Raw genomic sequence first — 21,989 nt, forward strand, 5'->3', positions numbered from 1 at the left:
CCGTCGAGGGACAGCCACGATCACAAGACGGGCGTCAGCGCTCGCAAACGCGCGACATCGGCACGAACCATCATCTCGGCAAGCTCCTCGACTGGAACCTTTGGCTCCCAACCCAAGATGCGCTTCGCTTTAGACGGATCACCGACGAGCATGTCGACTTCCGCGGGACGATAGAAGCGCGGATCGACGACGACATACTTCTCCCAGTCCAAGTCGACGCACGCAAATGCCAAGCGGACGAACTCTTTGACCGTGTGTGTGCGGCCCGTCGCGAGCACAAAATCTTCGGGCGTGTCGTGCTGCAGCATCATCCACATACCGCGCACGTAGTCGAGCGCGTAGCCCCAATCGCGCTTTGCGTCGAGGTTCCCGAGTCGCAATTCTTTCGCAAGGCCAAGCTTGATGCGAGCGACACCGTCACTGATCTTGCGGGTCACAAACTCTTTGCCGCGACGCGGAGAGTTGTGAATTATGCATTCACCGACGCCCGCGTGAAATCGTTGCGAACCCGTCTGAAGATCGTACAGCCAATCATCATAGCCAGGAAGATCTACTTTACGCTTAACTTCTGCACGGTCTTTGAGCATATGCGCACCAACACCGTTGGCGTTCGGAGACCGCAGGTTGATCGAGTAGAAGGGGCCCGGCCTCTCAGGCGGGCCGACCTCGACATTGAGGATGCACGCTTGCTTCAACGCTCTCGACATCCACCACAAACCCATTGCGAGGACTGGCGAGTTCGTCGACTTGAGACCGTCCGTCGCGTTGTAGCCCTCGAGGAAAGCCTTCCATGCGCTCTCGTCGGAATTTAGGATCACGCGAGGAACCCTCTTGAATCCCGTCTCGGTGTAACACTCCTCGCGTAGCCATTCGATGTAGCGGCCGGCTCCGTTAAGTGCCAGCGCCCCAATTATGCGGCCGGGAACAAACCCTGAAGACGTTGCGCTGTACGTTGTAAAGCCACACGTCACTCGCTCCCAAGCCCCCGCGAAATACTCACGAAGACGCGGATCGCGGTTCGTGAACTTCGCGTGCGCGCCGCCGCCTTCTTTGGTATAGGCGCTGCAATCGCCGACAAAAGCTCCCAACATCCACGCCTCGTCGAGCGTAATCGACGTTCGACTGGGGACTTCCGGAAGCAATGCCTGCTGCACGCGATCACCAACGGCAACATCACGATTCATCCGTTCACCGTCGGCCATGAAGACGACGTGATCTCCCGTTGTCGTGACAGTGCCACAGCGAGCTTCGATACGAGCTACGTTCTTGTCTACGAAGTTCCGACCGGTCCGGCGGTACGCTGTCGCACCAAGTACCTGTGTAAATTGCTCTCCGTCCCAGACCTCGAGATCGGAGAAATCGAAGCGCTGATGCGTTGCACCCTTTTCTCGAACGCTGACGACCTCTTCGATCGGAACGATATCGACAAAGCCGTTCCTACGAATTATGACCGGCGTGTTTCCCGGGACGGACTCGTGATTGAAGCAAATTCCGCTTGCGGCAAAGATGTCGAAGCTCTCACGGTAGTTGACCGTAATGTAGTGGCCGTAGACCTTCGCGACGCCGTACGGGCTACGCGGATGAAACGGCGTGTTCTCGGTTTGCGGAACCTCGCGTACTTTACCGAACATCTCGGAGCTCGAGGCTTGATAGAAGCGAATCTTCGGATCGACCGCACGGATCGCTTCGAGTACGCGCGTGACGCCGAGCGCCGTAAATTCGCCGGTGAGTACCGGTTGCGTCCACGAGGTCGGAACGAACGACTGCGCCGCGAGATTATAAATTTCATCGGGGCGGATCGTTGCAACGATCGTCGTGATCGAGCTTTGATCGAGCAGATCGCCCGAGACGATCTCGACGCGGTCAACGATGTGCTCGATGCGTTCGTGTACGTCGGTGCTCGAACGCCGCGTCATCCCGGCGACACGATACCCTTGCTCTAACAAGAATTCGGCCAGGTACGATCCGTCCTGGCCGGTGATTCCGGTTATCAGCGCAGTTTTCACGAAGCTCAGTTCATCATCAAGACGTTTTCGCCGGTCTCATCGAACAGGAACCGCGTCTCGTACATGTCGGTCCCGTCGTCGCGGACGATCTTCGATTGTATCGTCAAGCGATGCATCGGCTTGTTCTGATAACGAACGAGGCCCGAATAGAAGAATTGCACCAGCGGCGTCGACTTGCCGTCAGGGTTCGCGAGCCGGTTGCGCGCCACGAGCATATCGAGCAGTTTGCGCTGCAGCACCATCGGAATCAGGCGCTGCGCGTCGTCCTCGCTCATCTTGACCGCGACGAGCTCTTCTTGCGCCTTATTCGTTTCCTCGGGGGGTTTGTCCGAAGAGTAGCGCATTATGGCGTCCCAGTCGTCGGCCGGAATGCCCGAGTAGCGAACGCCGAAGCGCGTCACCGCTTTGCCCGCGTGCGTGACCTTGTCTTTCCAAACCGGCTTCACGCGCATGCGCACCGTGCGTTGATCGAGAGTCGCGCGCACTTCGAATTCGGGCTGTTCGACGTCGGTCTGCGTCAAAAAGCACATTCCGCCGGCGCTGATGTCGAGGCCGATGGCAGGATGCATCGTCTGACCGCCGTCCATCGTGTAGGTCGCGCGATAGCCTTTTTTCTTACGCGGAAATTTCCGGCGGTTAACCTCTTTACCGGTAAACCACGCCAGCAGCTCGGGAAGGGGCATTTACTGTGCGATTCTGGACCGCACGCCACTGGGCCCTGCGGCGGTCAGGCGAGGAATTTGCTGAGCCCGCGTGGTGCGTCGCTGTCAACACCGGCGGCGCGCCCCACGAAGAGCGCCAGCGCCTGCCCGGTGACCAGCCACGCCAGCGTATTGAACGCTTCGGGGGTCTTTGGCCCCAAGAGGGGGAGCTCGCCGAGCTTCGCGCCGATCACGAAGCGCAACGCGCCGGCGGCCTCTGCCTCACGCATCGGACGCTCGACGATATCGCGCGAGGTCTCGTCGAGGATGCCGATCAGCGTGCACGATTTGTCGAGGATCGCGGAGCTGCCATGACGGAACTCTCCCGCCGGAAACCCCTCGGCGTGCACGTAGGTGGCTTCTTTCATCTTCAGCGCAAGTTCGTAAGCGATCGGCACGCTGTAACCGGCACCCACGATCGCGACGGCGCGCGAGCGCGCGACGGACTGTGCCATCGTATCGACCTCGTGCCAACCATCGCTCGCGAACCAGCGTTCGACGTCGTCTGCGGTTTGGCGCAAGGTCTGTGCGGTGCGGTTACGATGTCCCGCGATCAGCGCAGCGCTCCACAGCAGAATCGCGGCCATTGCCGTGACGCTCTTGCTGGCGGGGACCGCCGTCTCGGGACCTGCGCTGACATCGATCGCAAGCGAGGCGCGCGCTGCGAGCGGCGAATCGGCCACATTGGTGAGCGCGACGGTTGCCCGGGGCGTCAAGATATCGAGCGCGCTCAGCAAATCGCTCGAGCGTCCGCTTTGCGAAAGCGCAACGACGCAGCCGTTGCGATAGACCTCACGATCGAAGCGTGCTTCGGTCGCGGCGAGTGCGCTTGCTGCGATGCCGCGACGCCGAAGCGCTAGCGCGCCGAGCTGCGCGACGAACAGCGAGCTTCCGCTTCCGACCAAACACACGGGTCCGCTGCCGATCGCACGTGCCAACTCTTCGGCCTTTGAGGAGTCCGCAATCCGGCGCCACACCAAGGGCTGCTCGCGAATCTCGCGCTCGAATCGTTCGCCCGGCATCTAACTCCTAATCAAACGCGAAAGCAATTGACCTTCAAAACGATCGAGATCGTCATCGTCGCCGGTCCAGTCGTCCACCATGAACGCGAACGTGATCGTGCCGTGGCGCGTCGGCATCAGATAACCGGCGAGCGAGCTTGCGAAAAGACGATTGCCGTCCTTCGCGTAGGTCCGGCCCCGCGCCGGCATCCCGGCGAACGAGTTGCGAATCGTCCCGCGCACGCCGGCGAGCGGCAATGCAGCCACAATCGTGTCGCGGTTCGAGCTGCGCCAATCGACTTGAAAAACGTGCACGAGCGTGTGCGGCGAGAGCCGATCGTAGATCGAAACGCCCGAACCGTCGTAAATCGCGGTGTTGAGCGCGGGATTTATTCCGATCGAACGCAGCCAGCGCTCTTCATGTTTCGCGCCGTTCCCCGCCGTGCCGGGTATTCCGTGCGCAGCGACGCCCATCGACTTGATCAGCATTTCGGCGATCAGATTGTCGCTCGGATACCACATTGAAGCTAGGTATTGCGTGAGCGGTTTGGACTCGTGCGTCCACACGACGTGATATGCGCTTGGCGGCGGACGTACGTAAACGTCGCTCGGGATGACGTCCGGGAGCGAGACGCCGCGCGTACGCAGGTCGCGCGCGAGAATCGCAAGCGCAACGTGTTCGGGATCGACGCGCGGCTGGCGATCGGCGACGTTATCCTGATAGCACAGCGCCGTTAGCGCCGGCGCGTACGCTTCACCGATGTCGTCGAGCGTCCAGCCGTATCCGTAACGTTCCTGATCGAAGCGGCTCGTATCCGCGTCAATCTCGGAAATCGGCCCGAAGTTCGCAGCCGCGACCGCGGCGGCCGCATCATCGAGATCGCTCGCGCTCAAGAGCGGATCGCCGCCGCCGATCAGCACCAGCTTCGTCGTCGTCCCGTCCGTAAGCGTCGCGACTTGCGTCGTGAACGTGAAGTTCGGCCCCAGCATCGCAAGGGCGCTTGACCCGGTGATCACCTTGAGCGTGCTGGCCGGCATGAATGCATCGTCGGACTTATGCGCGTACAGCACGCGCCCACTGCGCGTGTCGACCGCGAGAAAACCGACGTGCGCTCCGCGCAGGGTCTTGGCCGTCGCTAGCATGCGATCGACGTTCGCGTGGAGTTTCGCAATCTGCGCGGGCGTCCACGGCAATACCGCGAGCAACAGCGCCAGAAACGCGATCATGCAGCGCGCTCGATGAGCCGGCGGGCGATGAACGTCGCGACCTCGCTAGGCAGCGTTCCGCGCCCGAACCCGGCGTCATAGCCGAGCTCAGCGGCCAGCAGATTCGTGACGCGCGGACCGCCGCACAAGAGCAGAATGCGATCGCGTATGCCGGCTTCTTCGAGACGTTCGGCGAGCGCGGTGAAGTTGAGGACGTCGCTGCCTTTTTGCGTGACGACCTGCGAGGCGAGGATGACGTCGAGCTCGCGCTCGCGCGCAATGCGCACCATATCTTCAACTGCGACCTGCGCGCCGAGGTTGAGCGTTTCGAACATCGCGTAACGCTCGAGCCCGTAGTCGCCTTTGTAGCCTTTCATATTAAGGATCGCGTCGATTCCGACCGTGTGCGCGTCGGTACCGATGCACGCACCCGCGACGCGGACTTTGCGCCCAAAGCGCTCGCGCAAGAGTCCGTCGACCTCTTCCATTGCCATCGGCCGTTCGCGCGGAATGGCAGCCGCGATGTTGTCGACCGCGACCGATGCCTTCGTGCGCGCGTACACGACGAAGAACGAAAAGCCGCGCGCGATCTCGCGCCCTTCAGCCACCGCAACGTCGGTGAACCCCATTTGCGCGACGAGCCGGCGCGCAGCTTCGTCCGCTGCTTCGCTCCACTCGAGCGGCAACGTGAAACTCAACTGAACGACGCCGTCGTCCTTGGTGTCACCGTAGGGACGAACGTTCATGCTCGGACCGCGGCCCCTCTGTCATCCCGAGCGTAGGGCCACGCTGTGGCCCGAAGTCGAGGGACCGTTCCAATCGCGCAGGCAGCGAAACGATGCGCCAAGGCCGAGGGCTCGATCGTGCCCGCAAATCGCAAAGATCGTTGCGCTACCCGAATCACTTCAGCCGTCCCTCGACTACGTTCGCTGCGCTCACTACGCTCGGGATGACAAACATGCGTGGCGCTACGCTCGGGATGACAAACATGCGTGGCGCTACGCTCGGGATGACAAACATTCTTGGCGCTACGCTCGGGATGACACCAACGTGATTCGCAGCATGAGGCGGCCCGCAGCTTGTCCCGAGCGCAGCGTAGCGAAGTCGAGGGGCGCGAAATCGACTGCGCGTTGCAATCGAACTTGCGCCAGATCATCGCGCCACCGAAGCGTGCAGGTTGGACAGGGAATAACTCGTGCTTCTACCACCTGCGGGATCCTTTTTGAGGATCCCCTTTTCAACGAGTGCTTCAATGTCGCGTAGCGCTGTGTCGTGAGATGCTTTTGTCATTTTTGCCCATTTCGTGGACGTCAGCTTACCTTCGAATCCGTCCAATAGGTTGTTGACCATGATCCGCTGCCGCTCGTTCAGCGACGCGTCGCGGTGAACTTCCCAAAAATTCGCCTTTGACAGAACGTCTTTCAGTTCTGTCTCGGCTGCTTCGAATGCGCGGCCGAGACAGCTGAGGAACCAATCGAGCCAAGGCGTGACGTCAAGATCACCCTTTTGCATTGCTTCGAGCAGATCATAGTACTTGTCGCGCTCCTTACGTATTTGCGATGACATGCTGTAGAAGCGCTGCGACGTTTGCTCGGACCTAGTCAGCAGCAGGTCGGTGATAGCGCGCGCGATGCGACCGTTGCCGTCCTCGAATGGATGAATCGTCACAAACCAAAGATGAGCAATGCCTGCCTTCAGGACGATATCCATGTCCCCGGCTTCGTTGAACCACCGCAGAAAGGAACGCATCTCGTCATCGACGCGATCGGCGATAGGCGCCTGATAATGAACCTGTTTTCGGCCGATCGGTCCGGATACCACTTGCATCGGACCGTCTGCGTCCGTCCGCCACGCACCCACGCTGATCTTGTGAATCCCACTGTGTCCGGTTGGAAAAAGCGCCGCATGCCAACCAAAGAGCCGCGCCTCCGTCAAAGGCTCGCTATATCGTTGCGTCGCGTCGAGCATCATCTCGACGACGCCATCGACGTTCCGGTCGGCTGGAGTTAAGGCGCCGATATCGACGCCGAGACGACGCGCGATGGACGATCGTACTTGATTCTTGTCGAGCCTCTCGCCTTCGATCTCGTTCGATTTGAGAATTTCTTCCGTTAGGCTCTCGAGGGTCGCCTCGGTTTGGAGCGTGAAGCCAAGCGCCGTCATTCTACCAAGCAAGCGCCCTTGCAGATGCCGGACGGCAGCTAGGTGACCAGCCAGCCGTTCTGAGTTCATCCGGAAATTCGGCCATTCCGGACGCTCGTGGATATATCGCGGCGGCAATATACGCATAACTTGCGTATATTATATCACTTTTCTGCGCAGGGGCAATTATTCTACGCAGATTTTGCGTCGATTAAGGCCCTTATTCTACGCAAGAGCGAATTCAGCAGTCGGCCTGGCGATTGTCGGGCCAAGCCCCCACGGCATAAGCATTGTAGACTTGCTCACGATCGTATCGCGATTTCTCGTCATCCCGAGCGTAGGGCCCCCCGATTGTGTCATCCCGAGCGTAGGGCTCCCCGATTGTGTCATCCCGAGCGTAGGGGCCCCCCGATTGTGTCATCCCGAGCCTAGGGCTCCCGATTGTGTCATCCCGAGCGTAGGGCCACGCAGTGGCCCGAAGTCGAGGGACCGTTCCAATCGCGCAGGCAGCGAAACGATGCGCCAAGGCCGAGGGCTCGATCGTGCTCGCAAATCGCAAAGATCGTTGCGCTACCCGAATCACTTCAGCCGTCCCTCGACTACGTTCGCTGCGCTCACTACGCTCGGGATGACAAACCTCCGTGGCGCTACGCTCGGGATGACAAACATGCGTGGCGCTACGCTCGGGATGACACCAACGTGATTCGCACCCTGAGGCGGCCCTTTGCGCGAAATCGACTGCCCGTTGCAATCGAACGTGCGCCAGGTCATCGCGCCCTGAATCGACTGCCCATTGCAATCGAACGTGCGCCAGGTCATCGCGCCGCTGAGGCATGTCGCAGCATTTCTTCAAAAGGATTCCAATAACCGTCAGCTTTTGCGAAGACGCCTTCGTAACCGCGTCCGCCGGCCGGCGTGCGCGAAACATCGGCAAACACACGCGCTTCGATTGCAGCTTCGAGTCCGATTTCAGCGACGTGACGCAGTCGCGTGCGCGCAGCCTCGAGCACGTGACGGGCACGGTGCTCGATGATCCCGCCGCGCTTGATTTCCAGCTCGTCACCGAGATGCCGCGCCGTTCCCATCACGTAGCGCGCGCCTCCGATGGAGAGCGCACGATCGCCGAGCAGCGGCGTGTGAATCGCTTCGGTCAGCATTCCGCATAGATGAATCGTCTGATGCGTCATCACCGATGTTAGATCGAACATTCCATCCATCAGGTGCCCTTTGAAAATGTCGCCCGTCATGTGTTTGGTCGGCGGCATATACTTCAGCGGCGCATCGGGGAAGATCTGGCGCGTCAGCTGCGCTTGCGCGAGCTGGAAAAGAAACCCGTCTTCCAAATCCGGATCGATCTCGAAGGCGTCGCCCAGACCAAGCTGTTTATCGGGCAAGCCCGCACGATGCGCGAACTCTTCGTTGATGAATTGCGATGCGAGCACGGAAGGTGCTTGCTCGACCGCGTCGGCGGTCGTGAGGTAATTATCCTCGCCCGTGTTGATGATGATCCCGGCGTGCGCATTGAGCATGCGCGAGAAGTGTTGATCGACGAACGTGCGCCGCATGTTGATGTCGCGAAAGAGAATCCCGTACATCGAGTCGTTGAGCAGCATGTCGAGCCGCTCGAGTGCCGCAAGCGCCGCGATTTCTGGCATGCACAAGCCGCTCGCGTAATTGGTGAGCATCACGTAGCGCCCGAGCCGTTCGCCGGCTTCATCGAGCGCTTCACGCATGATGCGAAAATTTTCTTGCGTTGCGTAGGTGCCGCCGAAGCCTTCGGTCGTCGCGCCTTCGGGGACGAAATCGAGCAGCGATTGCCCCGTCGAGCGGATCACCGCGATGATCTGTGCGCCGGCCTCGGCTGCCGCGACTGCTGCGATACGGTCTTCGTAGATGTTGCCGCTCGCGACGATGACGTAGAGCAAGGGCGGCGCACCTTGCGGCAAGCGGTCGAGCAAGGCTTGCCGGTCGTTCCGCTGCGTCTCGATCGCGTGGAGCGCGGAGCCCGCCCGCCGTTCGATTTCCGCGCGCCCCAGTTCCAAGGCCATTGCCCCGGCGACGCCATGCGGCAGCCGCTCACCGAGCGCATCGACAACCACGTTCGCGCGGGGGACGCTATCGGCGCCGGCGCCGGCCTCGCCAAGTAAGCGAGCGATAGCCCGCTCGACCGCTACGGTCGAGTGGGCAGCGATGAATGCGGCAACGGGATCGACGATCCGGCGCGCCAGGTCGCGGCACTCCATGACGGCATCCCAATCGAGCTCCAGCTGCATCGGCGAAACCTTGCTCCCTTCCGGCAGTATCTCCCGGTGAAAGCCATGGGACCGCGCGATGAAGCCCTCGTCAAAAACGTCCTTGCAGGCGACCACGAACAATTCGCCGTTCTGGTCGACCGGTATAAACGCGGCATCGGGAATTTCATCGGCGCCAGCGTCCGCTCGTCATCCGACGTAGCCGATATCTCGCAAGAAACGTTCATGCGCGCGTACGCGCACCTCGGCACGTACAATCCGCAGCTCGGCAAGTTTTCGACCTGGCTCTATCACATCGCGCGCAATGTCGTGCGCACGCATCTCGGCAAAGCACAGCGCCGTCCCACGACGCAAGAGTTGGCTGAAGAACAGACGCTCGAAAACACGCTTCCCGATATGTCGATCGAAGCCGATCCGGCCGGCGGCGTCTTACGCTCCGAAGCTGAAGCGGAAGTTCGCGCAGCGCTCGCGCTGCTGCCGGAACGCACGCGCACCGTTCTGGCGCTACGCTACTACGACAACATGGACTATCAAACGATCGCGCAGACGATGGGACTGTCGCTCGGCAACGTAAAGACGTTGATTCACCGTGGCAAGCTCGCGCTTGCGCACAAGCTCCGTCAGGCAGAGACGGAAGCCAGCAGCTTTCGCGCCTTGAGTATGATGCATGCGTTGCAACACGTCTGAAAATCTTTTCGACGGTCTGCTCGACGGGACGCTGAGCACGCTGCAGCGTCACAACGTCGAAACGCATCTCGCGAGCTGCGCGCGCTGCACGTCGGTGCTTGAAGAACTGCGCGTCATCGACGCGTTGCTGTTGACGCCGCGCCTGCTCGAGTCCGTTCCGAACTTCACGCAGAAAACGATGGCCGAGATTCGCACGATGCCGGCTCCGAAACCGGCGGCGCCGCGTCTTCCGCTGTGGATGGCGTTCGGATTCTATCTGCTCGTGTCGTGGCTCGGAATCGGAACGTGGATTGCATTCGGACGTCCCAACGCGCACGGACTGTTCTCGCTTGCGCTCGGCTTGCTCGATCACAGCTCGCGCGCAGTTCAGGACGTTGCCCGGGTGGTCGCCGCCGGCGTCGGATCGACCGGGATCGCGAGCATCGTCGCGCTCGTACTCGGCGTCGACATTTTGCTGATTGCGCTTGCGTTCTTTGCGCCGCGCGTCATCTCGCGCATGGCGCGCAACGAGCCGGTCTGATGCGCCGTAAGGCACTTCTCGTGATCGTCGCCATCTTCGCCGTCGGGATGCTCTCGCATCGTTCGTGGCCATCGGCACCGCGCCACTGGTTCCATCATGGCGCGAACTACATGTTCCGCGACGTCACGGTTGGGCCGGGCGAAGTCGTCTACGGCAATCTGAACGTGTTATTCGGCAACGCAACGATCGACGGCCGCGTCGACGGCGATCTCAACGTCTTCGGTGGCAGCTGCGACACGACCAATGGCACGGTCGAAGGTGAGCTCAATTGCGTGCAGACGGCGTCGGTCGGCGCGATCGCTCCCTGGATCGGAAGCGCGTTCGAAGACATTCCGTTCGCGGGCGAATCCAAGCACCTCTCGATGACGCTCGCCTGGAACTTCATCATCTTTCTGATGTTCTTGCTGTTCCCGATGCGCGCACGCTTGGCGCTCGCGCGCGCTGAGACGCAGCCGGGACTCGCAGCCATGGTCGGCCTGCTGGCGTTCGTCGCAGTGGTGCCGCTTGGGATTTTATTGGCGCTTTCGATCATCGGAATTCCACTGATCGTCATCGAGCTGGCCGCGGTCTTTGCGGGCGTCTGCATCGGCCAAGCTGCAATCGCATTGCTCGTCGGCCGACGTCTCTCGGAGCTGGTGCGCCCGAATACGACACCGTCACCGCTTGCGGCATTGCTGCTCGGGTTGATCGTCGTCAGCGCAGCAGAAATCGTCCCAGGCATGGGCTGGCTCGTGACGGCGCTGATGGTTCTCGTCGGCCTCGGCGCTGCGATTCTCGGATTCGTTCCCTCTGCCATGGCAGGGGTGCGCCAGCCCATTACTGGGCCGCCGATGACGCGCTAAAGGGCGCCTCTGGTCCCCCGCGAAACGAGGCCGACGCCCCGCGCTTCGGAGGATGTTCTCTTGGGTTTGACCGTCACCGGTATCTCGCAGACAACCGACATCAAAGGGTTGGAGAAAGCGCTGCAAGATGCGGGATTTCCGCTCGATCCGATTCAGCTCGTCTCTCCGGACGATAGCGACAAGCATCTCACGGACGTTGAGAGCGATCAGCGCATCGATACGCGCTTGATGCTCGGTGGCGGACAAGGCACGGGCGTCCCCGGTCTTTCGGGTGGACGTTCGGATTACGATCTTCCCGGCCACAGCACATATTTTCGCAACGAAGAGCTGTGGGATCGTCTCGATGATTTCGAGATCCCTGACGACGAGATCGAAAATTATCTCGAAGCGCTCGCGGCCGGCCGCAGTGTGGTCGCATATTTTGCCGGAAAGCTAGACAACGTCCCCAAGGTCGAAGCGCTCTTCCGCTCCTCGGGTCTTTCAAAAGTAAAGACGTTCTAACGACCTAGACTGCCACCCGAATAAGCTCGACTTCTCCCGGCTCGGGTATCGGAAGTTGCTCGTCGCGAAGTGTTTCGATGTAGTCTGCGATAGCAGCAGGGGCGCCGGCCAACAGTTCATCGCGCGAATCAGCCGCAAGCACTAGGCCCGGCAGGTTAGGTGCCATCGCGCTCCAACTGCCGTCGTCGGCCCGCTCGAGTATGATCGGGTAGGAGCTCATCGTGGCCTCCAAGTTCCATCGATTTGTTTCAAGATAGTTGCAACTGTCCCCGCCGCTAGATCTCTCGAACCATGATCCGGGATGGACAACAGATACGGATACTTGGGATGATGATAGATACGATGAGACGCGCGCGAGCCATACCGCAAGAATGCCCAACCTTTACTCTCCGCATATGCAATAAGATCCCTGACTTTCACAGAAAAGGCAGTGCCCGCCCACGACCCGTTGTCACCCCGAGCGTAGGGACGCGAAGCGTCCTGTAGTCGAGGGGCCGCACTTGTCGCGCTACCGCAGTGCGTGAATAGAGGCGGGGAGGGTCGGCTTTGGGGAAAATACGGACATGAGCGCGCAACCGCTGGAAGCCCGGATGGCCCGCATCGAAGGCGCATTCGATCAGATCGATAAGCGCTTGGATTCGTTCGAGCACCGCGTGGTCGCGAGCTTCGCCCAGGTGGACGCGCGCTTCGCGCAAATCGATGGACGATTTGCGCAACTCGAAACTCGATTCGATTTGCGCCTCGGCCGTATCGAGCAGGTCCTGGAATCTCGGTTCACGTGGCTCATTGGCCTCATGCTCGGAACTTGGGTCAGCTTAATGCTGGCCGTTCTCTTTCACCGATAGCCTGACAATCGCGCATACGTTCGTCGCGCTCCTTTGGCTCGCGATGTTGTGGTATGCCGCTCCGCTCTTATCGCGCGAAGAGAGCGCCGACGTTCCGTCGCGCTTGCGCGGCATGCTCGTTTTGCTGCTGGCGATTCCGCTCGTGCTCGCGACGCTCCACGCGCTCACGTTCGTGGGAGTACTCCTCGCAGCTGCGATGCTGTGCGGGCTGCGCGCATACATCGCTCGTAAAAAGACGACGGCGTTCGATCCCTGGGAAAGTTTGGCAGCCGCCGTTACGCTGATCGTTGCCTCTCCATACGTTCCGCGCGCACCGACGGACGGCGATTCGCTCGCGTATCATTTGCCGAACGCCATCGCGTGGGTTCAATCCCATTCGCTTGATCCCACCTGGATGCGCTACTGGTGGTATCCGCCGGGTTCAGAGGCGAGCATTTCCGGCGTCGTTGCCGCGGGCGGACTTTGGATCACGGGCGCGGTTTCGTTGCTGACCGCCGTCATGTTGAGCACACGGCTCGTCGCGTGGTTGCGCACGCTCGACGTACCCGCGCCGGCAGCCACTGCACTGAGCGCCGCCTTCATCACGATCAGTACCGTTGCGTTTCAAACATACGATCAGCGCAACGATCTCATATTGGCCGCGTGGTTTCTCGAGGCACTCTGGATGCTGCGCATCCCGGATCGGATGGCAATCGTCCCGATCATCGTGCTCGCGCTCGTAAAACCGTACGGCTGGGCGTACGCGCTGGTCGCATTCGTCTGCATGGGTCGTCCGCGTATGCTTGTCGGCTTAATCCCGCTTGGGCTTTGGTCGCTGCACGACGCATTGCTCTCGCCTCACGCGTTCAACTCGATCGGATCGACGAACGCGATAGGTTCGTGGTCGACGACGATCCTCGGAAATTTCCCGAGCTCACTCGGGGTGCTGGCGCTCGCTGTGGGTGCACGCGGACCTGCAATGGTCGTTTTCTTTCTGGCGCCGATTTTCGCAATTTTCGCGCGCGGCGAAGTGCGTCGCCTCGCGATCATCGGCATCGTTTCGATGGTCTTGTTTCTCTTGAGCCCTTTCGGCTATGCGAACAATCTACCGCAGCTCGCGCTCGGCTGGTCGTTACGATACGATCTGCCCGCACTCGTGCTCGGCGTTCTTTGCATAGCGCCACTCGCGCGCCGAATGTCGCTCATCGTCGTTATACTTTCGATCGTAAGCGCGCTCGCCGGTTTCGCGCGACTGCTCTATATTCTCAATCACGATCCAACGATACTCGTCGCCGTCGCCTTCGCGTGCACCGCGGGGATTGCAGCGTGTCTCGCATTCCTACCGCACATGCGACGCGCCTCGGGCCTGCTCGGCGGAGCTGCTGCATTTGCACTCTTCTTCTACGGAAGCAGCGTCGCGTCTACGAACGCGGTGTCTTTCTACGGCGATTCGCATTCAATCTACGCGTGGTTTCACGCGCATCCGCACGCGGCCGAAAGCGTCAACTTCCGTGCGGGGACGCTCTTGATGCTCGCGCCTGAGGTCCGCATCACCGACGCTGACGGCATCGATTGCGAAGGCGCGCGAAGGCAGAAAGCATGGATCGTCGTCGGAACCGGTGACATTCGAGCGCAGGACGCCCGCGGCTGTGGGCGCGTGCTCTTCGAAGACGCCGACGCCATCGCGGTCTTCCCGCGCTAAGGGCCTTTCCGCCCGAGGCGACGGCGTGATAGGGTTGTGTATGGAGAACACCGCCATGGCACGAAGCACCGCCCTGCGCTACGAAGATCTCGCCTCGTTCCCGGACGACAACCTGCGCCGCGAGATCCTAAGCGGCGAGCTCTACGTGACGCCATCGCCGACCTTGCGTCATCAACATGTCGTCGGACAGATCTTCAGGGTATTGGCAGACTACGCGGATGGAGCGGATGGCCGGGCGATCGTTGCACCGCTCGACACCGCGCTGAGCGCACAGAACGTCGTTGAGCCCGATGTCGTCTTCGTTGCGGCCGATCGGATGCACACGCTCGGGCGTAAGGGTATTTTTGGGGTCCCGAGTCTCGTGGTAGAAGTGCTCTCGCCCGGTACGAAGATCGTCGATCGCGGAAGTAAGCGCGAAATCTATGCGCGATTCGGCACCCCTGAATACTGGATCGTCGACCCGGACGCCAACACGATCGAGCGCTGCAGTCGTCCAGCCGGCGACTGCTATGAAGAGAACGTCACCTTCGAATCGGACATGGCCGCAGCGACACTGCCCGGTCTCACGCTAACCTTCGATAAGATTTTCAGCGCGTAGTCTTCGCTCGCGACGTCCCCTTCCACTCAGCGGGCGCAACGAACGGCGGTGGCTCGCCCTCGCCAGTCTGCGCACGGTGCAAACCTTCGCGCGCATTTACACTTCCGGGATCAACTGCAATCGCGCGCTGGAAATACTGTATTGATCCGTTGCGATCGCCGTTGAGGAGCGCTTGATTTCCGGCCGCAAGCAACAGCGTCTCTGAAAGCGGTTCGAACTGCAGGGCCTGATCGTAGTCCTTGAGCGCCGTCTGCCATTGGATGCGACGATGCGCCGGCTCGACGTAGCCGGTTTCCGCATCGAGCTGTCCTAAGCGCCAAAGCGCGTCAGCGAGCGCGACCTGATCGATGCGGTCGCGTTCGAGACGCTCAACGAGCTGTTCGTCGAGCGCAGTAGCGTCACGATAATTACCGGCCTTGTCGAGCGCATCGATTTGCGCACGCACCGTCAGGACATCAGCCACAGAATTCTGCGGGAAAAACGCGAGCGCGCGCGCCGGACGATCGCCAAGCGTACTTGCGATCAGCCGGGGAACGGAGATTCGCGCACCGGCTTGTCCGGTCGCTCCCTCTGCGATGACCTGTATCGCAGCCGCCGCGATCACGGCGATGCCAAAGGCTATCGCGCCAAGCGCCTTCACGAAGCCCCAACGGAAAGACGTGCGGCGATGTAGCGCTGCAGTCCGTCCTGCCACGACGGCATCGTAATGCCGATTTTTGCGAGCGCTTCATGCGCAAGCGCGCTATACGTCGGACGTTTCACGTTTGATGCGAAATCGCGATAGGACGCGGGCGTTATCTCCGTCGAGAGCCCGGCTAGACGCAGCGCTTCCTTCGCATACTCGAACCAGCTGCAGTGTCCGGCGTTGGTCACATTGTATAGGCCGTACGCCTCGCGCTCGATTACTTGCCGGATCGCAAGAGCGACATCACTCGCGAATGAAGGCGAAAATATAACGTCGGTGACAACGCGCGGCGTCTCGCCGTTTTCAGCTTGTTTTATGATGCGATTGACGAACGTGTGACCCTTTTGCGTCGCAGTGCGGAGTCCGTAAAGACCGCTGGTACGGAAGACGAACGCCTTGGGACGACTCAGTGCCGCCAGTTCGCCCGCCCGCTTGGATTCGCCGTACACGTTTACCGGTGCCGGCTCATCGCGTTCGGAATACGGCCTGCCGGCATCGCCTGCAAAAACATAGTCCGAGCTAATCGTGGCAAAGGCCGCGTCGATCCTCACGCACGCGGCCGACAACCGGTCGACAGCAGTTGCATTGACGGCGAAGGCACGGTCGGGATTCTGCTCGCATTGATCGACGTTATGATACGACGCCGTGTTGATCACGATTGTCGGCTTGACGCGCGCGAATGCCTCCTCGACGGACGCATCGCTCTCGATCTCGATCGCCGTGTGATCGAGGCCGGTGACGCCACAATCTTCGAATACGCGCGTGAGTTCGGTACCGAGTTGCCCCGACGAACCAATGACCAAGGGATGGCCCAGAAGTTGTGTCAAACGGCCTCCTGCGGTGAGATCATTTCTCGGTCGCTCTGCCGTGACTCTCTCGAAAGTCCCTGCGATTCGCAACAGCTTGGCTGCCTTGCGGAGACTCGCGCGTCAGCGGCATACTCGAACACTCCAGCGCTTTTCCGATCTGCAAGCATTTGAGCGAAAAGTACTTTCGCAAAACGCCGAGGACGGTCTCATTCATGAAATACTGTTTCGTATCGGGGAGGACCGCTATTTCGTCGAGTTCGGCGTCGGCGACGGCATCGAGTGCAACACGGCTCTTCTTTCATTGCATTACGGATGGCGCGGCCTCGTCATAGAAGCGGACGCGACGAACGCGGAGCGCCTGCGCGAGCGCTATCGCGGCCTTTCGGTCGAAGTGCGCTCGGAATTCGTTACACGCGAGAGTATCGTAACGATCTTTCGCACGGCAGACGTCCCCAGCGAGTTCGACCTTCTTTCGATCGACATCGACGGTAATGACTACTGGGTTTGGGAAGCGCTTGACGCATACCGTCCGCGCCTTGCCATCATCGAATATAATGCGAGCATTTCACCGGACCGCTTTTGGGTGATGCGGTACAACGCCAAGCACGTGTGGGAAAAGACGCTGTACTATGGCGCCAGCATCCGTGCCCTCACGTTCCTTGCCGAAAAAAAGGGTTACGCGCTGATCGGTACCGACTCGCAAGGCGTAAACGCGTTTTTCGTGCGACGCGACCTGCTTGCCAAATCCGGGTTCCCCGAACGCGCGCCCAAAGACGTCTATCGAAAACCCGGCGGCATTTGGCGGCTCTTCCCCGCGCAGATCGGGCCATCGGTTACCGACGCCGCGCAACTCTCCGACGCCGCGGTATGCGGAAGGTGAGCGCTCTGGTCTACTCCATCATCATTCCCGGTCGCAACGAAAGCGCACGCATCGAGAGCACGCTCGACGATTTTGCGAAGACCTTCTACGATTCGGAGATCATCGTCGTCCTCAATGGTTGCACGGACGCAACGCCTGCCATCGTTCGCGGCCTGAGGGCGCAGTTTTCGAACATCGTCGTGGTCGAGATCGAAGACGCAGTCGGGAAAGGCGGCGCGGTGCGGGCCGGCATGCTCGTCGCCAAGGCTCCTGTCGTTGCGTACGTCGATGCCGATCACGCGACGAGCGCGGCCGAACTTCGCCGTTTGTGCGAATCGCTCGACGGTGACGGAATCGTTGCGTCCCGCTGGTGCAAAGGCGCGATTGTCGAGGTAGCGCAACCCTTTGCCCGACGGATTGCAAGCCGTGTGTTCAATGCTCTCGTGCGCGCAGCCTTCGGCTTGCGGTTTACCGACACGCAATGTGGGGCCAAGGTTTTTCGGACCGCGTCGATTCGCGACGTTCTGCCTTATGTTGAGACATCGAACTTTGCATTCGACGTGGACCTGCTCTTTGCGATGAAGAATGCCGGGATGAACGTGCGCGAGGTACCGACGGTTTGGCGAGACGTTGAAGGCTCGCGCCTCAATCTCGTCCCGGCCTCGGCGCGCATGTTCGCTGCAATCGTGCGCTTGCGAATTCGAAACTCGTTCTTGCGCTGGGTTGTACCCGCATTCGACCGGTTGTTTCCTACGTCGCCAATGCGCTCGCACTCGGGATTGAATATCCTCATCTTGAACTGGCGTGATCCCGAGCATCCGCAAGCCGGAGGCGCCGAGAAGTACTTGCACGAGATGGCGCGACGCTGGGTTGCGTCGGGCCATGCGGTTGAATGGCTGACGGCACGTTTCCCCGGGGCCGCTTCGACAACCACGATCGATGGTGTTCGCGTTATGCGCGTCGGGAACGCGATGTCCGTGTACGCGCTCTTGCCGATCGCATACTTAAGGAAGTTCCGCGATAGATTCGACGTCGTCATCGACGCGGAGAACGGGATTCCGTTCTTCAGCCCACTCTTCTCGATGAAGCCGAAGATCTGCCTCGTCTTTCACGTCCACCAGCAGGTGCTCAAGAAGTATCTGCCTGCCGCAATCGGCAGCATACTGATCTGGGCCGAATCGTGGCTGATGCCCCGGCTTTATCGAACCAGCAAATTCGTCACGATCTCAAACGATACACGCGAAGCAATGCACGCAATCGGCATTCCGCGGCAATCGGTTGACATCGTTTATAGCGGCGTCGACGCCGAAATGGTTCCCGGCACGAAATCGCTGGTCCCATTGTTTGCCTACGTCGGTCGCTTGAAAGTGTATAAGCGCGTCGAGTGCATCATCGAAGCATTCTCCGCAGTGCGCGCCGCCTTTCCAAATGCAATGCTGCACATTGCCGGAGACGGCGACGACCGTGGACGCCTCGAGGAATGCGCACTCCGGCTAGGACTCGCGGAGAGTGTCGTCTTCGAAGGCTTAGTATCGCAGCAACGCAAGGTCGAGCTCTTGCAATCTGCGTGGGCCTACGTCTCCGCGTCGGAGATCGAGGGTTGGGGCATCGGCGTCATTGAGGCCAACGCGTGCGGCACCCCTGCTCTCGTGTACGGGGTTCCAGGTTTGCGTGAAGCGGTCATCGATGGCGTGAGCGGCTTAGTTATCGAAGACGGGTCGGATCTTTCACCCGCGCTCCTCTCTATCGTGCGAGATGAACCGCTCCGGCGCCGGCTCGAATCCGGCGCAGTTTCTCGCGCTCGAGAATTCTCGTGGGACGCAGCCGCTCAGGCCATGGTTGACGTCGCGATGCACGCGGTGATCGGCGACTATTACGGCCTGGCGCATCTCTCGGGCGAGTGGAGTCTCATCAAGCGGGTTCGCAATGACGGCGACTCGATAGCGCTTGCGAAGATTCCGCTAGTGAGCGAGCGAAAGACAGCCGGTGGATGATCCGGCGCAACAATCCTTTCATCGATTTTGATCAACTCGAAGGGAGCATTCGTACGCACGCGGAGCAGCTGCGCGTGCAAGGCTACGCTTCGCCCGACGAGGTTCTCGCGCAGTATCGCGCCGCGGAAGCCTATCTCGATCGCGCCGAAGAGCTCAACCAGCCTCGATCGCGCATTCCGCGCCGCTTCGCGCCCTTGTTGCGTTTTGGGTCGATGGGACAGCTCTTCCTCAAGGCATACAACCTCGCGTTGCTTCCAACACGCCGATCGAACGCATTGCAAATCGAGGCGCTCCGCGAGCTGCTCGGGGCCGGACTCACGTTAACCAAACGGATTGAGGACCTCGAGCGTGAGATCGAACGCCTCCGAAACAAGGGCGAGTGAAGCGCAGCATCGCCCTCCTCACGCCGTGGTACGGCCCGGAGTGCACGGGCGGAGCCGAATCGCTTGCGCGTGAGCTCGCCGAGCGTCTCTCCGTGGAAAATAAAGTCACAATCCTAACGACAACGTCGCGTTCGTTCTTGCACGACTGGGACAAAGATTTTCACAAGGCCGGACGCTCGAAGGAAGGGTCGAAGGACGTTTTACGATTTCGCGTCCGAAGGCGCGATCGTAGGATATTCAACGACCTCAACACGTCGCTCCTCGAGCTTCCGCAAGAACGCTGGGGCGAGGTTGCTCGCAGCCGGTCGTTCACCGATCCGTTCATCGAGAACTCGATCAACTCGCCGGACCTGGAGAATTATCTAGCACGAGAGAGTGCATCGCACTATGATGCCGTCCTCGCGCTTCCGTATCTCTACGGTGTTGTCGTCCGCGGCATCGCTGCAGCGAGCGGGCCTGTACATCTCGTTCCATGTCTGCATGACGAAGCGTATGCGCGAATACCGCACATCGAAGACGCGTTTCACAAGGCACGAACGCTGCTCTTCAACAGCGCAGGCGAAGCTGCGCTCGCGAAACAGCTGTACGGGCCCGGCATTTTACACAAGTCGCACATTGTCGGCACGGGAGTGCCACCCGCCGGCGAAGCCGGGCCGCTTCCCCCGATCGCAACGTCGCCCTATTATCTCTTTCTTGGCCGCCGTGCGCCCGAAAAAGGCTTGGATCTTCTGCTCGAAGCTTTTCAGCGCTCGCGCGGAAACGGCCACGGGCGAGAGATCGCGCTTATTCTCGCGGGCCCGGGTGAACGATCGTATTCCGATCCAGATCGTGGCATTCACGATCTCGGCTTCGTCGATGAGGCGACGAAGCGCGCGCTCTTGCGCGACGCTCTTGCCCTTGCGAGTCCAAGTAAGAACGAAAGCTATTCGCGCGTCTTGATGGAAGCGTGGCGCGAACACACGCCCGTCATCGCGCACGCAGATTGTCTCGCCACCGCAACCGCCGTCCGCGAGTCGCGAGGCGGTTTGGTCGCAGGCACGAGCGATGAGTGGACAAGGGCGCTGAACGCGATGCACTCGATGGAAGCTGTATCGCGCCAAGCGATGGGCGCTTCCGGCGCGGAATACGCTGCCGAGAACGCCGATTGGGACAAGGCTCTTGCGCGGCTGCGCGATGCTATCGGCATCGAGCAGGCCGCCTCCCCGGCTCCGAAACGCGGCAAACGGATCGATCAAGTACTTGAAGCCGTCGACGAAGGTGATGCCATCACGCAGCAGGCGCGACGCATTCGGGACCGCTTACGCGACATCGGTTACGATTCGAACATCTACGCAACGAGCATCCCGCCCGGCGTCTCCGATGCGCATTCGCTTGTCCAATCAAGCGTGAGCGGTGCGGATGCGCTTATCCTTCATCATTCGATTGGCTCGAACGCGGCAGACGCCGTTTTGAAAGCCCGATGCCGCAAAGCGATGGTTTATCACAATATTACGCCGGCGAGGTTTTTCGCGCCTTACGCGCCCGACGTTGCCGCACAACTCGAGCAGGGTCGCGAGCAGTTGGCTGCGTCGGTCCAGAAGTTCGATATCCTCATTGGGGCTTCGGATTACAACGCACGCGAGCTTGTCGCGCTTGGCGCGAAGAACGTGCGGACGCTTCCCGTAGTACCAGATCTAAACCGCTTTGACCGCACGCCGGCGGACGGGTCGATCCGCCTGCGGCGCGGGACAACTTGGCTCTTCGTGGGGCGCATCGTTCCGAACAAAGGCATAAAGGCGCTGATTGAAGCCTTTGCCGCATACCTGCGTTTCGACGACTCGGCGAGTTTGGTCGTGCTTGGAAAATTCGATGGCGGAGACGCCTACTATAGCGAGCTCCGACGTAGCGTCGCCGAGTACAACATCAGGCCGTACGTGACGTTTACGGGTTATATGGAGGACGACAGCGTCGTCGGGAAATATCGCAGCGCCGATGTGTTCGTCTGCTTGAGCGAGCACGAGGGGTTTTGCGTGCCGCTAGTTGAGGCGATGTTCTTCGACGTTCCGATCGTTGCGAAAGCATTGACGGCCGTGCCCGAGACTCTCGGGCCCGCCGGACTCATTCTCGAGCCCGGCGCCGACGCATTCGACGTCGCTGCAGCCGTTTGGGAAGTCGTCACGAATGCGAAGGTACGCCGTACGATCCTGGAGGCCCAACGTGAACGACGCGAAGCATTTCTCGCGGAGAAAATCGACCCACTGATTGATGCGCTAGGCGCGGACCTCATCGCGTACTAAT

The 21,989-nt window shown here is 60.5% G+C and carries 21 protein-coding genes; 11 read left to right on the forward strand and 10 right to left on the reverse strand.

Going from position 1 to position 21,989, the window contains the following annotated elements; all coding sequences use genetic code 11:
* Nucleotides 1–20: 20 nt before the first annotated feature.
* From VGG22_06190 to VGG22_06220, 7 genes are all read right to left on the reverse strand, one after another.
* Complete coding sequence (locus VGG22_06190) at nucleotides 21–2,006, reverse strand: GDP-mannose 4,6-dehydratase (protein HEY1727940.1); 1,986 nt, start codon at nucleotides 2,004–2,006, stop codon at nucleotides 21–23.
* Nucleotides 2,007–2,011: 5 nt separating this feature from the next.
* The gene (locus tag VGG22_06195) at nucleotides 2,012–2,689 is read right to left on the reverse strand and encodes a PilZ domain-containing protein (GenBank protein HEY1727941.1); all 678 of its coding nucleotides are present in this window, start codon (nucleotides 2,687–2,689) and stop codon (nucleotides 2,012–2,014) included.
* A 44-nt stretch (nucleotides 2,690–2,733) separates the two neighbouring features.
* Nucleotides 2,734–3,729 carry an SIS domain-containing protein gene (locus VGG22_06200; GenBank protein ID HEY1727942.1) on the reverse strand — a complete coding sequence of 332 codons (996 nt, stop codon included), beginning with the start codon at nucleotides 3,727–3,729 and terminating at the stop codon, nucleotides 2,734–2,736.
* On the reverse strand, nucleotides 3,730–4,935 hold the full coding sequence (locus VGG22_06205) for a D-alanyl-D-alanine carboxypeptidase (GenBank protein HEY1727943.1): 1,206 nt from the start codon (nucleotides 4,933–4,935) through the stop codon (nucleotides 3,730–3,732). It abuts the gene before it with no gap.
* Nucleotides 4,932–5,660, reverse strand: coding sequence for an OAM dimerization domain-containing protein (locus tag VGG22_06210; protein HEY1727944.1), 729 nt, complete (start codon nucleotides 5,658–5,660; stop codon nucleotides 4,932–4,934). The genes VGG22_06205 and VGG22_06210 overlap by 4 nt, the downstream gene beginning before the upstream one ends.
* A gap of 406 nt (nucleotides 5,661–6,066) precedes the next feature.
* Nucleotides 6,067–7,203: a Fic family protein gene (locus tag VGG22_06215; protein ID HEY1727945.1), complete on the reverse strand. Its 1,137-nt coding sequence runs from the start codon at nucleotides 7,201–7,203 to the stop codon at nucleotides 6,067–6,069.
* Between the two features lie 668 nt (nucleotides 7,204–7,871).
* Nucleotides 7,872–9,329 carry a lysine 5,6-aminomutase subunit alpha gene (locus VGG22_06220; GenBank protein HEY1727946.1) on the reverse strand — a complete coding sequence of 486 codons (1,458 nt, stop codon included), beginning with the start codon at nucleotides 9,327–9,329 and terminating at the stop codon, nucleotides 7,872–7,874.
* Nucleotides 9,330–9,374: 45 nt separating this feature from the next.
* Here VGG22_06220 and VGG22_06225 point away from each other — a divergent pair, with 45 nt between their 5' ends.
* Genes VGG22_06225 through VGG22_06240 form a run of 4 tightly spaced genes read left to right on the forward strand, consistent with a single transcriptional unit; the run spans nucleotide 9,375 to nucleotide 11,858 of the window.
* Nucleotides 9,375–9,995: a sigma-70 family RNA polymerase sigma factor gene (locus VGG22_06225; protein HEY1727947.1), complete on the forward strand. Its 621-nt coding sequence runs from the start codon at nucleotides 9,375–9,377 to the stop codon at nucleotides 9,993–9,995.
* Nucleotides 9,976–10,515, forward strand: coding sequence for a zf-HC2 domain-containing protein (locus tag VGG22_06230; GenBank protein ID HEY1727948.1), 540 nt, complete (start codon nucleotides 9,976–9,978; stop codon nucleotides 10,513–10,515). Before VGG22_06225 ends, VGG22_06230 begins: the two co-directional genes overlap by 20 nt.
* A complete protein-coding gene (locus VGG22_06235) occupies nucleotides 10,515–11,357 on the forward strand; it encodes a hypothetical protein (protein ID HEY1727949.1) in 843 nt (280 codons plus the stop codon). The genes VGG22_06230 and VGG22_06235 overlap by 1 nt, the downstream gene beginning before the upstream one ends.
* Before the next feature lie 60 nt (nucleotides 11,358–11,417).
* A complete protein-coding gene (locus tag VGG22_06240) occupies nucleotides 11,418–11,858 on the forward strand; it encodes a hypothetical protein (protein ID HEY1727950.1) in 441 nt (146 codons plus the stop codon).
* A 4-nt stretch (nucleotides 11,859–11,862) separates the two neighbouring features.
* Here VGG22_06240 and VGG22_06245 read toward each other — a convergent pair whose 3' ends face one another.
* On the reverse strand, nucleotides 11,863–12,078 hold the full coding sequence (locus tag VGG22_06245; GenBank protein ID HEY1727951.1) for a type II toxin-antitoxin system HicB family antitoxin: 216 nt from the start codon (nucleotides 12,076–12,078) through the stop codon (nucleotides 11,863–11,865).
* Nucleotides 12,079–12,421: 343 nt separating this feature from the next.
* Between VGG22_06245 and VGG22_06250 the strand changes: the two genes are divergently transcribed.
* Genes VGG22_06250 through VGG22_06260 form a run of 3 tightly spaced genes read left to right on the forward strand, consistent with a single transcriptional unit; the run spans nucleotide 12,422 to nucleotide 14,982 of the window.
* Nucleotides 12,422–12,703 (forward strand): hypothetical protein, encoded by a 282-nt coding sequence (locus tag VGG22_06250; GenBank protein HEY1727952.1) that lies wholly within the window; start codon nucleotides 12,422–12,424, stop codon nucleotides 12,701–12,703.
* A 43-nt stretch (nucleotides 12,704–12,746) separates the two neighbouring features.
* On the forward strand, nucleotides 12,747–14,384 hold the full coding sequence (locus tag VGG22_06255; GenBank protein HEY1727953.1) for a hypothetical protein: 1,638 nt from the start codon (nucleotides 12,747–12,749) through the stop codon (nucleotides 14,382–14,384).
* Nucleotides 14,385–14,424: 40 nt separating this feature from the next.
* Nucleotides 14,425–14,982: a Uma2 family endonuclease gene (locus VGG22_06260; protein ID HEY1727954.1), complete on the forward strand. Its 558-nt coding sequence runs from the start codon at nucleotides 14,425–14,427 to the stop codon at nucleotides 14,980–14,982.
* On the opposite strand, the gene VGG22_06265 is transcribed toward VGG22_06260, so the two are convergent.
* The gene (locus VGG22_06265) at nucleotides 14,972–15,622 is read right to left on the reverse strand and encodes a hypothetical protein (GenBank protein HEY1727955.1); all 651 of its coding nucleotides are present in this window, start codon (nucleotides 15,620–15,622) and stop codon (nucleotides 14,972–14,974) included. The genes VGG22_06260 and VGG22_06265 overlap by 11 nt on opposite strands.
* Nucleotides 15,619–16,494, reverse strand: coding sequence for a dTDP-4-dehydrorhamnose reductase (rfbD, locus tag VGG22_06270; GenBank protein HEY1727956.1), 876 nt, complete (start codon nucleotides 16,492–16,494; stop codon nucleotides 15,619–15,621). The genes VGG22_06265 and rfbD overlap by 4 nt, the downstream gene beginning before the upstream one ends.
* Nucleotides 16,495–16,534: 40 nt before the next feature.
* Here rfbD and VGG22_06275 point away from each other — a divergent pair, with 40 nt between their 5' ends.
* From VGG22_06275 to VGG22_06290, 4 genes are read left to right on the forward strand one after another with little or no spacing between them, the layout of a single operon-like run.
* Nucleotides 16,535–17,356 (forward strand): hypothetical protein, encoded by an 822-nt coding sequence (locus VGG22_06275; GenBank protein HEY1727957.1) that lies wholly within the window; start codon nucleotides 16,535–16,537, stop codon nucleotides 17,354–17,356.
* Nucleotides 17,353–19,329: a glycosyltransferase gene (locus tag VGG22_06280; protein ID HEY1727958.1), complete on the forward strand. Its 1,977-nt coding sequence runs from the start codon at nucleotides 17,353–17,355 to the stop codon at nucleotides 19,327–19,329. Before VGG22_06275 ends, VGG22_06280 begins: the two co-directional genes overlap by 4 nt.
* A complete protein-coding gene (locus VGG22_06285; protein HEY1727959.1) occupies nucleotides 19,326–19,712 on the forward strand; it encodes a hypothetical protein in 387 nt (128 codons plus the stop codon). Before VGG22_06280 ends, VGG22_06285 begins: the two co-directional genes overlap by 4 nt.
* A complete protein-coding gene (locus VGG22_06290) occupies nucleotides 19,709–21,988 on the forward strand; it encodes a glycosyltransferase (GenBank protein HEY1727960.1) in 2,280 nt (759 codons plus the stop codon). The genes VGG22_06285 and VGG22_06290 overlap by 4 nt, the downstream gene beginning before the upstream one ends.
* Nucleotide 21,989: the final 1 nt, after the last annotated feature.

The sequence above is a fragment of the Candidatus Baltobacteraceae bacterium genome, from assembly GCA_036489885.1.
Taxonomy (GTDB): Bacteria; Vulcanimicrobiota; Vulcanimicrobiia; order Vulcanimicrobiales; family Vulcanimicrobiaceae; genus JAFAMS01.